This window comes from Streptomyces sp. BF23-19 (assembly GCF_041106355.1).
Lineage (GTDB): Bacteria > Actinomycetota > Actinomycetes > Streptomycetales > Streptomycetaceae > Streptomyces > Streptomyces virginiae_A.
Genome location: NZ_JBGBPT010000058.1, coordinates 42,538 through 57,193, shown reverse-complemented (window position 1 = coordinate 57,193; position 14,656 = coordinate 42,538). Strand labels below are relative to the sequence as shown.

The following is a 14,656-nucleotide window of genomic DNA, read 5'->3' as shown; positions in this document are numbered from 1 at the left end:
GGCTGGGCGTCGGGGCCGGCGGCGCGGGGGGCGGTGACGAACTCGGGGCCTCCTGCGACGGGGAGGCGCCGGGCGTCGGATCCGTGGAGGCATCGGGCTTCCCGGAGCCGGAGGGGCTCGGTCCGGGGCTCGGGCTGCGGCCTCCGGACGAGGACGAGGGGCTCGGGGAGGTTCCCGCCCCGGGCGTCCGCCCGCCCCTCTCCTCGCCGCTCTTCTCCTCGCCGCTCTTCTCCTCGGCGCCCGGCTCCGGGTGGGGTGGGGTCGGCCGGTCCTGGCCCACCTTGCGGGTGCCGCCGGAGAAGAGCGTGCCGCCGCCGTCGCTGACGGAGGTGCCGGCCATGGCCTCGTAGGTGCCGAGGCCGCCGATGGCGATGGCGAAGGCCGCGCCGGAGGCGACCGCGGTCCGCTTCCAACCGCGCACCCGGGTGCCGTGCACGGTGGCCTCGCCGAACTCCCCGGTGGCGGCGCCCGTGGCCGCGGTGTCCGCCGCCTTCGACTCCTCGCGGGGCGGGGGTACCTGACGGCCCCTGGGGCGGGCGCCGGCGCGCAGCTGGTCGCCGGTCCGCCGGAAGAGGTGCTGGATGACCGGCCCGCCCGCGGTGGCGACGACGCTGACCACGCCGGCCCCGAGGATGGTTCCGTAGACGCCCATCTTCGAGGCGAGCAGGGCCGCCGCGACGGTGGCGAGGGAGGAACCGGCGACCTGGGCCGCGCTCAGGTCGAGCTTCTTCGTCTCCGGCTCGTCCTCGACGTCCCGCGTCGCTTCCTGACCCCTCGCCATACCCGGTGTGTCCTGCCTCTCGCGCTTCTCCTCTTTCAGGAGTTACCGACCGCTGAGCGAAGCAGATAGTTCCGTTTCTGGTGATTATGTGAAGCAAGACACCCGAAAACGGACCACGGGTGCAGGTCGGACCCGATCGAGGGCAGGCCAACTCCCGCCGTCCGGGGAAAGTTCGGCGGCGCGGCGGTCCACCCAGGTGGCCCGAATGGAGTACTGTGGCGAGCCCTGGGGCCGTCCTTCCTTTCGGATGTCCGGACTCGGGAGAGGGGGCCGACGGATGGAACACGGCACTCAAAGACCGGTGATGCCGCGGTATTGCACGGGCGCCTGCTGCGCACAGTAACCGTTTGGTCACTGTGCGTGCCCAACAGGTAACCGTGCCATAACGGCGATCAAGGGCGCATGCCCGACACGCCGGTTTAACTCGGCAAGGTTGTGGCAGGCTGCACCCGGGCAGGCCACACTCGACTAGCGGAAGCAGCGACGCACGTGACGTCGGCAGGCACCACCCGGGAGGTCCCCATGCCCGAACTGCGTGTCGTGGCCGTCTCCAATGACGGCACACGACTGGTGCTCAAGGCTGCGGACAGCACGGAGTACACGCTTCCGATCGACGAGCGACTCCGGGCCGCCGTCCGCAACGATCGCGCGCGTCTGAACCAGATCGAGATCGAGGTGGAGAGCCACCTCCGCCCCCGCGACATCCAGGCCCGCATACGGGCCGGTGCCTCCGCGGAGGAGGTCGCTCAACTCGCCGGCATCCCCGTCGACCGGGTACGTCGCTTCGAGGGCCCGGTGCTCGCCGAGCGTGCGTTCATGGCCGAGCGCGCCCGCAAGACCCCCGTACGCCGCCCCGGCGAGAACACCGGTCCGCAGCTCGGCGAGGCCGTGCAGGAGCGCCTGAGCCTGCGCGGGGCCGAGAAGGAGTCCGTCCAGTGGGACTCCTGGCGCCGCGACGACGGCACCTGGGAGGTCCTGCTCGTCTACCGGGTCGCGGGCGAGCCGCACTCGGCGAGCTGGACCTACGACCCGCCGCGCCGGCTGGTCGTGGCCGTGGACGACGAGGCCCGCTCCCTGATCGGTGAGTCGGAGGACCTGCCGGCGACGCCGGAGCCGAGCTTCCCGTTCGTACCGAGGATCGCCCGGCTGCCGCGCGACCGGCCGCTGGACCGCGCCCTGGACCGGCAGCTGGAGCGGGTCGAGCCCCGGCCTGCGCCCGTACCGGAGCCGGAGGAGGAACGGGACACCCTCACCAGCCTGCTGGAGGCGGTTCCCAGCTTCCGCGGCGACATGGTGGTCCCGGACCGCACCGAGACCCCGGACGACACCGAACCGGAGGCGGAGGAGCCGCCGGCCCCCGCCGCCTCGGCGGGCGCGGGCGCCGCGTACGCCGATGTCCTGATGCCGCGCACGGTGGCGGGCCACCGGGACCGCCTGACGGGGACCACCGACCGCCAGGCCGAGGCCGACGGGGTCCGCCCCGGGCGCCGGGCGGCGGTACCGAGCTGGGACGAGATCGTCTTCGGCACCCGCCGCAAGAAGCAGGAGTAGGAGCAGCGGGAGAGCCGCCGCCGGGTCCTGCCCGGCAGCGGCTCGGCCTACTGGGGGTCCGGGCCCGTGGCCACCGGGCGGGCCGGGTCGCCGGACCATTCGGACCAACTGCCCGCGTAGAGGTCGGACTCGATGCCGGCCACTTCCAGAGCCAGTACCTCGTGCGCCCCGGAGACCCCCGAGCCGCAGTACACGCCCACTGCGGTCCCCTCGGACGCGCCGAGCGCCTCGAACCGGGCGCGCAGGACGTCCGCCGGCAGGAACCGTCCGTCCGGACCGACGTTCTCCGTGGTCGGCGCCGACAGCGCGCCCGGGATGTGGCCGCCGACCGGGTCGATCGGTTCGACCTCGCCCCGGTAGCGCTCCCCCGCGCGGGCGTCCAGGAGCACCCCCGCACGCGCGCGCAGGGCCGCCGCGTCGGCGTCCAGCACTCCGATCGCCCCCGGAGTTGGCTTGAAATCGCCCTCGACGGGAGTCACCCGATCGGCCGTCACCGCGCCGCCGGCCGCCGTCCAGGCGGCCAAGCCGCCGTCGAGGACCCGCACGTTCGGGTGACCCGTCCAGCGCAGCAACCACCACGCCCGGGCCGCCGCCCAGCCCAGTCCGCCGTCGTACACAACGACGGGCCCGTCCGCCGGAACGCCCGCCCGCCGCATCGCCTCCCCGAAGGCCTCCGGGTCCGGCAGCGGGTGGCGACCGCCCGCCCCGGGCGGACCTGCCAGTTCGCGGTCGAGGTCGACGTACACCGCTCCGGGCAGGTGTCCTGCCTCGTAGGCGGGCCGCTGATCAGGGCCGCCGAACTGCCAGCGGACGTCCAGCAGCACCGGCGGGCGGGGGCCCGCCAGCTCGTTCCTCAGTTCGGCGGCGGCGAGGATCACAGATTTCGCAGTCATGCCGGCCATCTTCCTCCCCGCCCGCCACCGGCGTAACAGGGCCGTCATCGGTGGGCCGAACCGATCCGGTCAACTCCGCGCCGGGCCGCATTTATGCGGCCCGGTCGGGGCGCGCCGAGCCGCCGGGAGTGGAAGCATCAGCACCGGTAAGCGCCACGACGGAGGAGACGGCTGACATGACCGAGGCAGCGGAACCAACCCGGCGCACGCCCGGTACCCCGTGCTGGGTGAGCCTCATGGTGCACGGCCTCGGGACCACCGAGGACTTCTACGCCGACCTGTTCGGCTGGGAGTACGAACCCGGACCCGAGCAGCTCGGCCCGTACGTCCGCGCCGTGCTGAACGGCCACGAGGTGGCCGGGATCGGCGAGATGCCTCCGGACCGGCACCTTCCGGTGGCCTGGACGACGTACCTCGCCACGGACGACGCCGACGCGACCGCCGAGTCGGTCCGCGCCTGCGGGGGCACGGTCGCGGTGGGGCCGCTGGACGCCGGTATCGCGGGGCGGGTGGCGATCTGCTCCGACCCGCTGGGTGCGATCTTCGGGCTGTGGCAGGCGCAGAGCCGCATGGGCACCCGGCCGTACCGCGGGCCGGGCACCCCCGTGTGGAACGAGCTGGTCACCCAGGACACCTCGACGGTCGGGAAGTTCTACGAGCACGTCTTCGGCCACGAGGCGCAGACGCACGCCACGGCCTCCGACGACTTCGACTACCTGACCTTGCAGCTGGAGGGGCGCCCGGTGGCCGCCGTGCACGGTGTCGGCCGCTCACTGCCGCACGACCGGGGGCCGCACTGGATGGCGTACTTCGAGGTGGAGGACACCGACATGGCGGCCGCCCGGGTCGTCGAGCTCGGCGGGCGCGTCGTCGACCCGCCCCGGGAGGGGCCGCGCGGGCGGCAGGCCACGGTCGCGGACCCGGAGGGCGCGGTCTTCGCCCTGGTGCACCCGCAAGGCTGAACTCAGTGCGCCCTCGACCCCGGGGTCCGCCCGAAGTGCCGGGCGGTGGGCGCGAGGGCGGCCGCGGCGGGTACGAGGAAGCAGGCCGCGGCGCACACGGCGAGGACCGGGGTGACGCCGAAGGCTCCGATGGCCGGGGCGATGAGGGCGAGACCCACCGGGGCGAGGCCGTAGGACAGGAGGAAGTCCAGCGAGGAGACGCGGGCGAGCTTGTCCGGGGCGACCTCGCGCTGGGTGGCCGTGAACCAGGGCACGTTGAACAGCTCGATCCCGACGCCGGCCACGACGTAGGCGGCGATCACCACGGCCGGGTGGACGGGCAGCATCAGGCTCAGCGGCGCGAAGCCGTAGAGGGCGAGGCCGGCGAAGGCGCACCAGCCCTGGGAGCGGGGCCGCCGGCGGGCGGTGACCAGCGCCCCGCCGAGCGCGCCCACGGTGTACGCGGTCATGGCCGCGGCCATGACCCACCCGGTGCCGTAGCGGTCGCGGCTGATCAGGGGCAGGGCGACGCCGGTGGCGGAGTAGCCGAGCGCGATCACCGCGGTCAGGGCGCCGAGTCCGGCGAGGAACCAGGGATGCCGGCGGGCCTCGCGTATGCCGTCGACGAACTCGGCACGCAGGGAGGCGCGCGGTGCGGGGGCCGCCGATCCGGCGACCGATCCGGCGACCGATCCGGCGACCGGTGCGCCGCGGCCCGGCAGGAGGGCGGCGACCAGCCAGAGCAGGCCGATGCCCAGCAGCAGCGTTCCCACGTCGACGAACGCCGCGAGCAGCGCCGTCAGGGTGGGGCCCGCCAACGTGGAGGTCCGAACCGCCATGGTCATGGCGGCATTGGCCTGCTGCCGGTGGTCGGCGACGACGACCTCGGCGGTGAGCGCCTGGAAGGCGGGGCGGCAGGCCCCCTGGCCCGCGCCCGCGAGGGCGGCGGCCAGGGTCATCACCAGCAGGGAGCGGCCGAGTCCGAGGGCGAGGAGCGGGGCCGCGGCCGCGGCCGCGAGGGCGGACCAGAGCACGACGGCCCGGCGCGAGTGACGGTCGGCCAGCACCCCGCCGACGGCGACGGCGGCGAGGAAGCCTGCGGTGCGGGCCGCGAGCACCAGGCCCAGCCCGGCCGCGCCGAGTTCGCGGTGCAGGACGGCGAGGCCCAGGACGAACGGCAGCGCCCAGGTCGCGAGCCCGGATGCGGTGGTACCCGCCCACAGTCGCAGGAAGGCGGTGTCGCGCAGGACGGAACGGGCGGGCGGCGGACCGATCTCGGTCGTCGCGGGCACGGGTGTGGTCGCCACGGTGGGGTGCTCCTCATTCGTCGGCAGGTGCCGGGGCGCGGTTCGGCGAACCTCGACCCGGGGGTGTTAATGAAAACGATAACCATTACAGTACCCTTCGAACGCGGCACTCCTGCCCGGTGCACGACCACACCCACGCACTTCCCAGACCGGAGAACCCATGCGCCACCGCGCCCGGATCGGCATCCCCCTCGCCCTCGCACTGACCCTGGCCCTCGCCACCACGGGCTGCTCGGCCCCCGCCGGCGACCACGCGCCGAGGGGCGAACCCGCCGCCCGGACGGCGGCCTTCGACAGTTGCGGGCGCCGGCTCGCCTTCGACCGGCCACCGCGACGCGCCGTCGCCCTGGACCAGGCCTCGACCGAGACCCTGCTCGAACTGGGGCTCCAGGACCGGATGGCCGGAACGGCCAACCTCAAGACGCAGATCCCGGCGCGGTACCAGGAGGCCTACGCCAAGGTCCCGGTCATCACCCCCAAGATCGCCACCGCCGAGCAACTGCGCTCGGCCACGCCCGACTTCGTGGTGGCGGGCTCCACCGACCTCTACACGAAGGACCGCGCCGGCACCCGCGAGGAACTGGCCGCCCTGGGGGTCCCCACCTTCGTCAGCGCGGTGGACTGCCCGCAGCACGGCGCGCCCGGAAAGTCCCCCTTCGAACTGCTCTTCTCCGACTACGAGCAGCTCGGCAAGGTCTTCGGCGCCGAGGAGCGGGCCGGCCGGCTCGCCCAGGAGCAGCGGGCCGCCGTCGCCGAGGCGGGCGAGAAGGCCCGCGGGGCCACCGCCCGGGACGGACGGCAGCCCACCGTCGTCTACCTCTACTCGGTCTTCAACGGCATGCCCTACGTGGCGGGCGGGACCGGCCTGCCCGGTGAGATGAGCCGGATCGTCGGCGCGAAGAACGCCTTCGACGACGTGGCCGAGGACTGGCCGGAGGTCTCCTGGGAGGAAGTCGCCGAACGCGACCCGGACTTCATCGTGATCGGCGATCTGAGCGAGCGCGGCCGACCGGGCGACAGCGCCGCCGAGAAGCGCCACGCGATGGCCGGGGACCCGGTGGTCTCCAAGCTGGCGGCGGTCCGCGAGAACAGGATCGTCGAGGTACCGGGGATCGAACTGGACCCCTCCGTACGCTCCGTGCACGCCCTGGGGCTGCTGGCGGCGGGGATGAAGGACCTCGGATATGTCCGCTGACCCGGGGGCGGTGGACCTGCTGCTTCCCGCCGCCCGCGAGCTCCGGGTGAGCACGACGCCCCCCAGGTCCGGGCGGCCCGGCGTGCCCGCGCGCGCGGGGCTGTTCCTCGCCGGGGTGCTCGTCCTGGTCGCCTCGGTGGCGGCGGGCACCCGTATCGGCAGCGCCGAGGTGGGATGGAGCGACCTCGGCCGGGTGCTCGGGGCCCGGCTGGGCCTGGCCGTCGAACCGCTGCCGCCGCTGCTGGACTCGCTCGTCTGGGACCTACGACTGCCCCGGGTGCTGATGGCGGCCCTGGTCGGCGCCTCGCTCGCGGTGTGCGGCACCGTACTGCAGGCCGTCACCCGCAACGCACTGGCCGACCCGTACCTGCTCGGCGTGTCCTCGGGTGCCTCGGCCGGGGCCGTCGCCGTGGCCGTCCTGCCGCTGTCCGGGCCGGCCGCCGGAACCCTCGGGATCACCGGCGGCGCCCTCGTCGGCGCCCTGCTCTCCTTCGGCCTGCTGCTGGCGCTGCTGCACCGGACCGGCCTGGACTCGGGGCGCATCGTCCTGACCGGTGTGGTCGTCGGGCAGCTCTTCACGGCCCTGACCTCGCTCGTCCTGATGGCCTCGGCCGACGCCGACACCACGCGGGCCCTCACCCACTGGCTGCTGGGCTCGATGGCCCCGGCCCGCTGGGACGCCGTCGTGGTCTGCGCGATCGTCACCCCGCTCGGGCTGGTGGTCGCCCGGCTGTGCGCGAACGCCCTCGACGGCCTCGCGTTCGGCGCGGACACCGCCGCCTCGCTGGGGATCGGCGTACGGCGCACCCGGATGCTGCTGCTGGTGGTGACGGCCGTGCTGACCTCGGTGGCGGTGGCCACCGTCGGCGCCATCGGCTTCGTCGGGCTGATCGTCCCGCACGGGGTACGCCTGCTGGCCGGTCCGCTGCACCGGGTGCTGCTCCCCCACGCGGCGCTCGCGGGCGCGGTGTTCCTGGTGTGGACCGACGCCCTGGCGCGGGTCGCCTTCGCGCCGCGTGAGATCCCGGTCGGCGTGATCACCGCACTGCTCGGCGTGCCGCTGTTCCTCCTCGTCCTGCGCAGGAGGGGTGAGTTGTGAGGATCACCGCCGAAGGACTGAGCTGGTCGGTCGCGGGCAGGCACGTCGTCCGCGGGGTCGACCTGGACATCGCGCCGGGCGAGACGGTCGGGCTGCTCGGCCCCAACGGCTCGGGCAAGTCCTCGCTGCTGCGCTGCCTGGCCGGCCTGCGCGTGCCCGACGCGGGCACGGTGCGCTACGACGGCCGGTCGATCCGGGACTGGAGCGCCCGCCGGATCGCCCGCCGGATCGCCTTCGTCGAGCAGGACTCCGGATTCGACACCGACCTGCGCGTCGCCGACGTCGTGGGGCTGGGGCGGACCCCCTTCCGCGACCGGTGGCACGGCCCGGACGCCACCGACCGGGCGGTCGTCGCCGCCGCGCTGGACCGTGTCGGCCTGACCGCGCTCGCCGGGCGCCCCTGGAAGGGCCTGTCGGGCGGCGAACGGCAGCGCGCCCACATCGCCCGCGCGTTCGCCCAGCAGCCCTACGGCCTGCTCCTCGACGAACCCACCAACCACCTGGACGTCAAACACCAGTGGGAACTCATGGAACTGCTCGCCGGCACCGGGCAGACGGTCCTGGTCGCCCTGCACGACCTCACCCTGGCCGCCCGCCACTGCGACCGGCTGCTGCTCATGCACCAGGGCCGGCCGGTCGCCTCCGGCACGCCCGCCGCCGTCCTCACGGCCGAGCACCTCGCCGGGATCTTCGAGGTCGACGCCGAACTGGCCACCGACGGCCTGGGCCGGCCCGCCGTCTCCTACCGGGGCCCGCTCCGCGCCACCTCACAGGCACACGCACACGTACCCGCACACGTACCCGCACCCGCACTTCGACAAGGAACGTCATGACGAGCCTCCCGACCACCGCGCCCGCACCGACCGTCGACGCCCTGATCACGTCCGTACTGGCCGGTGGACACGGCCCGTTGCCCAGCGAACTCGTGGCGACCAGCGTGTTCTGGATCCACCACGGCACCCGGCTGGCCGGCGGCGACACCACCTACCTCAACCAGTACGTCCTGGTCCGTCTCGGCGGCGCCTTCGGCGGCTGCGCCTTCGAGGCCGGCGAGATCGACCCGTCGATCTGCCGCGACGCCTCGGGCGCCCGGCTCGACGTCCTGCTGCGCGAGGCTCCGCGCCCGCTGCGGATCGCCGCCCTCGACGCGTACCTGGCCGGGCAACTCCCGCACCGCGACGCCGGAGCCGAGCCGGTCACCCTCCCCGCCGGCACCCCCGAGGTACGCGCCCGGGCCCGCGACGCGGCCGTCGCCGGGCTGCTGGACATCGACGCGGGAGCCCGGGTCGGCCTCATCGGCGTGGTGAACCCGCTGGTCGCGGCGATCCGCGAGCGGGGCGGCGTACCGCTGCCGTGCGACTTCAACCTCGGAGCCACCCAGTGGGGCGATCCCGTCACCACCGACATGCACGCGGTGCTGGAGCACGCCGACGCCGTGGTCGCCACCGGTATGACCCTCGGCAACGGCTCCTTCGACACCGTCCTCGCCCGCTGCCGCGCCCGGGGCGTCCCGCTGGTCGTCTACGCGCAGAGCGGCAGCGCGGTGGCCCGGGCCTTCCTCGGCTCCGGGGTGACCGCGCTGTCCGCCGAGCCCTTCCCCTTCTCCCAGTTCAGCGCCGACCCGACGACCCTGTACCGCTACCGCACGGCGGGGCGGCCGTGAGCGTGCCCCCCGCCCGCCGCGGCACCGGGTACGCCTCGTGCCACCACGGCGAAATCCTCCAGGGCGTCTTCCTCGACGCCACCGGGCGCCGGTGCGCCGGCCTGGTCACCCTGCCGATGACCGGAATGGGCAGCCGGGCCGAGTTCACCCGGCGTCCCGGCACCCCGCCGGAGCGGCTCACCGTCCGACCGGGCGAGCGTACGAAGGCCGCCCGGGCCGCGGCCCTCGCCGTCGAGGAATGCGCGCGGCTGCGCCGGGAGCCGCCCTGCGGAGGGGAGTTGCGGATCACCGGCGACATCCCGGTGGGCCTCGGCATGGGCAGCTCCACCAGCGACGTCATCGCCGTCGTCCGCGCGGTCGCGGACGCCTACGGGGTGCGGTTGGCGCCCGACACCGTCGCCCGGCTGGCGGTGCGCGCCGAACGGGCCTGCGACCCGCTGATGCTCGACGCCCGCCCGGTGCTCTTCGCCCAGCGCGAGGGGCGGGTGCTGGAAGTCCTCGGCCCCCGCCTGCCGCCGCTGGTCGTCGTGGGCTGCGCCCTGGGCGGGGGCGCGCCCGTGGACACCCTCGCCCTGCCGGTCCCCACGTACGGCGGGAGTGAGGTACGCGCCTTCGAGCGGCTGCGCACCCTGCTGCGGCGGGCCGTGGCCACGGGTGACGCGGCCCTGCTGGGCCAGGTCGCGAGCGCCAGCGCCCGGCAGGGTCAACAGCTCCTGCGCCACCCGGAGTTCGACACGCTCACCGATATCGGACGGCGGCTCGGGACCCTGGGGGTCCAGATCGCGCACAGCGGCGCGGTGGCCGGCCTGCTCCTCGACCCGGCGGCCCCGGGCCTGCGCGACCGGATCCGCGGCTGCGTACGGGCCCTGGACAGCAACGGCATCGCCGCGACCCGCGTCTTCACGACCTTCCCTTCCCTCCCGACCAAGGAGTTCCCGAGTGGACCAGCACATCGCGGAGGCCATCGGCCGGCCCGACCTGATACGCCTCGACGACCGGCTCGTCTGCCTGCGCTTTGAGACCATGAAGGTCGTCTCCGCCCTCGCCGCGGTCCGCCATCTGCTCGACACGGGGAAGGTGCGGCGCGGGGACACCTTGCTGGACAGCTCCAGCGGGATCTACGCGTACGCCCTCGCGCTGGCCTGCCACCGCCACGGCATGCGCTGTCACATCGTCGGTTCGACGACCGTCGACGGCACTCTGTGCGCCCAACTGGCCGTGCTCGGGGCGACGCTGGAGCGGATGGAGCCCTGCGACGACCTGAAGCTGGACCAGAAGCGGCGGGTCGCGCGCATCCACGAGATCCTCGCGGTGCACCCGGAGTACCACTGGATGCGGCAGTACCACGACGACATCCACTACCTGGGCTACCGGGCGGTGGCGGAGCGGATCCGGCGATCGACGGGCGGGGACGGGGGCGGCCTGACCCTGGTCGGCGGCGTCGGCTCGGGCGCCTCCACCGGCGCCCTCGCCCGCTATCTGCGGGAGGACTCCCCCGACGTCGAACTCGTCGGCGTGCAGCCCTTCGGCAGTGTCACCTTCGGCGCCGAGCACATCGCCGATCCCGAGATCATCATCGCCGGGATCGGCAGTTCCATCCCGTTCGGGAACGTCGGCCACGCGTCGTACGACACGCTCCACTGGATCTCCTTCGACGCCGCCCTGGCCGGCAGCGTCGACCTGCTGCGTAGGCACGCGGTGTTCGCCGGCCTGTCCACCGGGGCCGGCTACCTCGCCGCCCGTTGGGAACGGTCCCGGGCCCCGGACCGCACGGTGGTGTTCATCGCCGCCGACACCGGCCACCGATACGTGGACAGCGTGTACGCCCGCCACCGCGAGGCGGCCGCCGTCGACTCCCTGGCCCCGCGCCGGATCACGGACCGGGCCGAGCTCGCGCTGCCCTGGTCCCGGATGCGCTGGAACCGGGCCCCGGGCGTACGGCCGCTGCGGTGACACCCCGGAAGGCCGGCGGAGCGCCCCGTTCCGCCGGCCTTCCGGCTCGTGGTCCGCGTGCCCGGCGACGCCGGCAGGAAGCGGATCAGGGCCACGGTGGCACCGTTCTCGCAGAATTCTGTGCAGTCCGATCCCGCACCTGAAAGGTGCGCCGGTAGGCGTGCGGACTGGTTCCGGTGAGGCGCTTGAAGCGTTCCCGGAACGCGGTGGGAGAGCCGAAGCCGACCTGCGCGGCGATCCGTTCGACGGGGTGCGCGGTGGTCTCCAGCAGATACTGCGCCTGCCGGATCCGGGCCCGGTGCAGCCACTGCAGCGGCGAGGTGCCGGTCTGTTCGCGAAAGCGCCGGTTGAGGGTCCGCACGCTCATGCCGCCCCGGGTGGCGACCTCGTCGAGCGTGAGGTCGCGGCGGGCGTTGTCCTCCATCCACCGCAGGAGCGGCTCCAGCACCGATCCGCGCGGGGCCGGCGGCTGGTCGTGGACGATGAACTGGGCCTGCCCGCCCTCGCGTTCCAACGGCATGACGGACAGCCGGGCGGCGTCCGCGGCCACCGCCGAGCCGAGGTCGCGCCGGATCATGTGCAGGCACAGGTCCAGCCCGGCGGCGGCGCCGGCCGAGGTGAGCAGCTGCCCGTTGTCCACGTAGAGCACCTCCGGGTCCACCTCGACGGCGGGGTGGAGCGCGGCGAGCAGCCCGGCGGCCGACCAGTGGGTGGTGACGCGCAGGCCGTCCAGGAGTCCGGTCGCGGCCAGGACGAAGGCCCCCACACAGATGGAGGCGATCCTGGTTCCCCGTGCGGCGGCCTGCCGCAGCGCGTCGAGGGCCTCCTCGGGTACGGGCGCCGCGGGGTCGGCCACGCCCGGCACGATGATCGTGTCCGCCTCGGCCAGCTCCGCCAGCGGCCACGGTGCGCGCAGCACGAACGCCCCGGCGTCGACCTCCTCGGCGGGTGCGCAGACACGGACCCGGTAGGCCGGGCGGCCGTCGGGAAGCCGGGTCCGCGCGAACACCTCGATCGGGGTGGACAGGTCGAACGGAATAACGCCGTCCAGGGCGAGCACGACCACGGTATGCATGGCCAGACCTTAGCCGGACGCGGCCCGGGCCCCACGCCGGACCATCGACACCGGCACCGGTTCCGGCAGGTCACAGCTGTCCGGCCGCCACAGATCGCGGTTGGCCACAATCCGTTGATGACTGGCATTCCAGCCACTTCCGCCGATCGCACACCCGCACCTAGCGTCGGTGTCCACGGCGCCCCTCCGATCGGCCTTCCGGCGCCCGCCCGCTCCTGACCACCTGGATCACCCCGTGACGAAATTCCTGCTCGCCGTCCACGTCCTGGCGGCGGTCATCACCATCGGCCCGGTCACCGTCGCCGCGAGTATGTTCCCCCCGACGGCCCGCCGCGCCCTGGCCGAACCCGGCAACGCGGCGACCCTCGCCGAGGCCCGTACGCTGCACCGCATCTGCCGGGTCTACGCCGTGATCGCGGTCGTGGTACCGGTGTTCGGCCTGGCGACCGCCAACAGCCTCCACGTACTGAGCAGCCCCTGGCTGCTCACCTCGATCGCGCTGACCGCGGCGGCCGCGGCCGTGCTCGGCATCCTGGTACTCCCCCGCCAGTCCACGACGCTGACCGTCCTCGACGGCGCCGTCGATCCGCAGGTGGCCGCGACCACCCGGCGGACGGTGGGTCGACTGAGCATGCACACCGGACTGTTCAACCTGCTGTGGGCGACGGTGACCGTCCTGATGATCGTCCGCCCCGGATCCACCACAGGAGCCTGACATGCACCGCCCCGGCCGCCTCCTGCGGACCGCCGCCCTCCTGGAACTCGGCACCATGGCCGTCCTGTTGAGCAACCTCGGAACGTTTCACCTGCAAGCCGTCGCCTCGGCCGTCGGCCCCCTGCACGGCTGCGCCTACCTGATCGTCCTGATCGCCACCGTCCGCGAGCCGCACGCGGACCGCACGGCCGTCGCGCTGTCGGCCGTCCCCGGCATCGGCGGCCTCCTCGCCCGGCGCCGCCTGGCCGCGGCCCGCCCACCGGCCCGCTCACCGGCCCGCCCACCGGTCGGCCGGATGTGACGGTACGGATCGCCGGCCGGTGCCGCGTTCACGGCCACCGGCGCGGTACCCGACGAGAGGGTCAGAAGGTCCGTCCGTCGCGGATCGCGTTCACCAGTCCGGTGACGAGATGCGCCCGCTCCGCCATCGCGTCGACCACCAGGTACTCGTGGTCGGCATGAGCCCCGCCGCCGACGGCTCCCAGGCCGTCGAGCGTCGGCACCCCCAACGCACCCGTGAAGTTGCCGTCGCTGCCGCCACCCACCGCCTTGCCCTCGATACCCGGCAGCAGTCGCCGCGCGATCTCGAACAGTTGCGCCGACGCCGACTCGGGCATCGGGGGCCGGCCCACGGCGCCCCGGACCACGATCTCCGCCTCGTCCAGGCGCGGACCCAGTGCCGCCATCGCCGACTCCACACGCTCCTTCTTCCCGGCCGACTCGACCCGGACGTCGACCAGCACCGTCGCCTCCGCCGGAACGACGTTGTCCGAGGTTCCCGCCGACGCCACGGTCGGCGTCACCGTCGTCCCGATCTCCGGCCGGCTCAGCGCCGCGATGTCCAGCACCTGGTACGCCGCCTCGACCAGCGCGTTCACCCCGGCCTCCGGCTCCAGCCCCGCGTGCGCCGCCCGACCCTTGATGACCACCTCGAACGTGCCGCACCCCTTGCGACCCGTCTTCAGGCCGCCACCATCGGCCGCGCCCTCGAACACCAGCACCGCGCCGCAGGCACGGGCCCGCTCCTCGATCAGGGCCCGGGAGGAACCGGAACCGACCTCCTCGTCGGCGGTCACCAGAACCTCCACGCCCGACAGGTCGTCCAGCGCCGCCAGGCCGTGCACGGCCTGGACCAGACCACCGAGCATGTCGAAGACCCCAGGACCCGTCGCGCGCCCGCCCTCCACCCGGAAGGGGCGGCGCGCCAGCGTCCCCAGGGGGAAGACCGTGTCGTGGTGACCGAGGATCAGCACCCGGGGCTCGCCTCCGCCCGACCAGTGCACGTGCGGCCCGGCCTGACTCTCCACCAGGACGGCCTGCCCACCCAGCCGGCTCTCGATGACCGCCGCCACCGCGCGGGCCGACGCGTTCAGCGCGTCGAGGTCACGCGACGGGGACTCGACCTCGACGAGCGTGCGCAAGTCTTCGAGCATCGCGTCAACACGCACAGCAGTGCTCTGGTACATCCTCATGCCCTCACGAT

15 protein-coding genes are annotated in these 14,656 nt (G+C 74.1%); 10 read left to right on the top strand and 5 right to left on the bottom strand.

All coding sequences use genetic code 11. From position 1 onward, the window contains the following. The coding region (locus tag AB8A24_RS28615; RefSeq protein ID WP_369477980.1) for a hypothetical protein at nucleotides 1-781 on the bottom strand (781 nt) is incomplete at its 3' end. A 522-nt stretch (nucleotides 782-1,303) separates the two neighbouring features. On the opposite strand from AB8A24_RS28615, the gene sepH reads away from it, so the two are divergent. Beyond that, nucleotides 1,304-2,332 carry a septation protein SepH gene (gene sepH / locus AB8A24_RS28610; protein WP_328961320.1) on the top strand — a complete coding sequence of 343 codons (1,029 nt, stop codon included), beginning with the start codon at nucleotides 1,304-1,306 and terminating at the stop codon, nucleotides 2,330-2,332. A 47-nt stretch (nucleotides 2,333-2,379) separates the two neighbouring features. Here sepH and AB8A24_RS28605 read toward each other — a convergent pair whose 3' ends face one another. Beyond that, the gene (locus tag AB8A24_RS28605) at nucleotides 2,380-3,225 is read right to left on the bottom strand and encodes a sulfurtransferase (protein ID WP_369477979.1); all 846 of its coding nucleotides are present in this window, start codon (nucleotides 3,223-3,225) and stop codon (nucleotides 2,380-2,382) included. Nucleotides 3,226-3,401: 176 nt separating this feature from the next. On the opposite strand from AB8A24_RS28605, the gene AB8A24_RS28600 reads away from it, so the two are divergent. Next, nucleotides 3,402-4,187: a VOC family protein gene (locus AB8A24_RS28600; RefSeq protein ID WP_328961322.1), complete on the top strand. Its 786-nt coding sequence runs from the start codon at nucleotides 3,402-3,404 to the stop codon at nucleotides 4,185-4,187. Nucleotides 4,188-4,189: 2 nt separating this feature from the next. Here AB8A24_RS28600 and AB8A24_RS28595 read toward each other — a convergent pair whose 3' ends face one another. Then, complete coding sequence (locus AB8A24_RS28595) at nucleotides 4,190-5,473, bottom strand: MFS transporter (RefSeq protein ID WP_328961323.1); 1,284 nt, start codon at nucleotides 5,471-5,473, stop codon at nucleotides 4,190-4,192. A 160-nt stretch (nucleotides 5,474-5,633) separates the two neighbouring features. On the opposite strand from AB8A24_RS28595, the gene AB8A24_RS28590 reads away from it, so the two are divergent. The 6 genes from AB8A24_RS28590 to AB8A24_RS28565 are packed head-to-tail and all read left to right on the top strand — an operon-like array spanning nucleotide 5,634 to nucleotide 11,383. Beyond that, nucleotides 5,634-6,668 (top strand): ABC transporter substrate-binding protein, encoded by a 1,035-nt coding sequence (locus AB8A24_RS28590; RefSeq protein ID WP_328961324.1) that lies wholly within the window; start codon nucleotides 5,634-5,636, stop codon nucleotides 6,666-6,668. Then, on the top strand, nucleotides 6,658-7,767 hold the full coding sequence (locus AB8A24_RS28585) for an iron ABC transporter permease (protein WP_328961325.1): 1,110 nt from the start codon (nucleotides 6,658-6,660) through the stop codon (nucleotides 7,765-7,767). The genes AB8A24_RS28590 and AB8A24_RS28585 overlap by 11 nt, the downstream gene beginning before the upstream one ends. Next, nucleotides 7,764-8,600, top strand: coding sequence for an ABC transporter ATP-binding protein (locus AB8A24_RS28580; RefSeq protein ID WP_328961326.1), 837 nt, complete (start codon nucleotides 7,764-7,766; stop codon nucleotides 8,598-8,600). The genes AB8A24_RS28585 and AB8A24_RS28580 overlap by 4 nt, the downstream gene beginning before the upstream one ends. After that, the gene (locus AB8A24_RS28575; protein WP_369477978.1) at nucleotides 8,597-9,430 is read left to right on the top strand and encodes a DUF364 domain-containing protein; all 834 of its coding nucleotides are present in this window, start codon (nucleotides 8,597-8,599) and stop codon (nucleotides 9,428-9,430) included. Before AB8A24_RS28580 ends, AB8A24_RS28575 begins: the two co-directional genes overlap by 4 nt. Further along, nucleotides 9,427-10,449, top strand: a complete 1,023-nt coding sequence (locus tag AB8A24_RS28570; protein WP_328961328.1) for a GHMP kinase — start codon at nucleotides 9,427-9,429, stop codon at nucleotides 10,447-10,449. Before AB8A24_RS28575 ends, AB8A24_RS28570 begins: the two co-directional genes overlap by 4 nt. Then, nucleotides 10,370-11,383, top strand: a complete 1,014-nt coding sequence (locus tag AB8A24_RS28565; protein WP_369477977.1) for a pyridoxal-phosphate dependent enzyme — start codon at nucleotides 10,370-10,372, stop codon at nucleotides 11,381-11,383. Before AB8A24_RS28570 ends, AB8A24_RS28565 begins: the two co-directional genes overlap by 80 nt. Nucleotides 11,384-11,468: 85 nt before the next feature. Here the strand turns inward: AB8A24_RS28565 and AB8A24_RS28560 are convergent, their stop codons facing one another. Beyond that, entirely contained in the window at nucleotides 11,469-12,458 is a 990-nt protein-coding gene (locus AB8A24_RS28560) for a GlxA family transcriptional regulator (protein WP_369477976.1), read from the bottom strand. A 235-nt stretch (nucleotides 12,459-12,693) separates the two neighbouring features. Between AB8A24_RS28560 and AB8A24_RS28555 the strand changes: the two genes are divergently transcribed. Together AB8A24_RS28555 and AB8A24_RS28550 are read left to right on the top strand one after the other, a co-directional pair. Continuing rightward, nucleotides 12,694-13,173, top strand: coding sequence for a hypothetical protein (locus AB8A24_RS28555; RefSeq protein ID WP_369477975.1), 480 nt, complete (start codon nucleotides 12,694-12,696; stop codon nucleotides 13,171-13,173). 1 nt (nucleotide 13,174) lies between these two features. Continuing rightward, a complete protein-coding gene (locus AB8A24_RS28550; RefSeq protein ID WP_328961332.1) occupies nucleotides 13,175-13,474 on the top strand; it encodes a DUF3817 domain-containing protein in 300 nt (99 codons plus the stop codon). A gap of 61 nt (nucleotides 13,475-13,535) precedes the next feature. Here the strand turns inward: AB8A24_RS28550 and AB8A24_RS28545 are convergent, their stop codons facing one another. Further along, the gene (locus tag AB8A24_RS28545; RefSeq protein WP_369477974.1) at nucleotides 13,536-14,645 is read right to left on the bottom strand and encodes a M20 family metallopeptidase; all 1,110 of its coding nucleotides are present in this window, start codon (nucleotides 14,643-14,645) and stop codon (nucleotides 13,536-13,538) included. Between the last annotated feature and the right edge of the window lie 11 nt (nucleotides 14,646-14,656).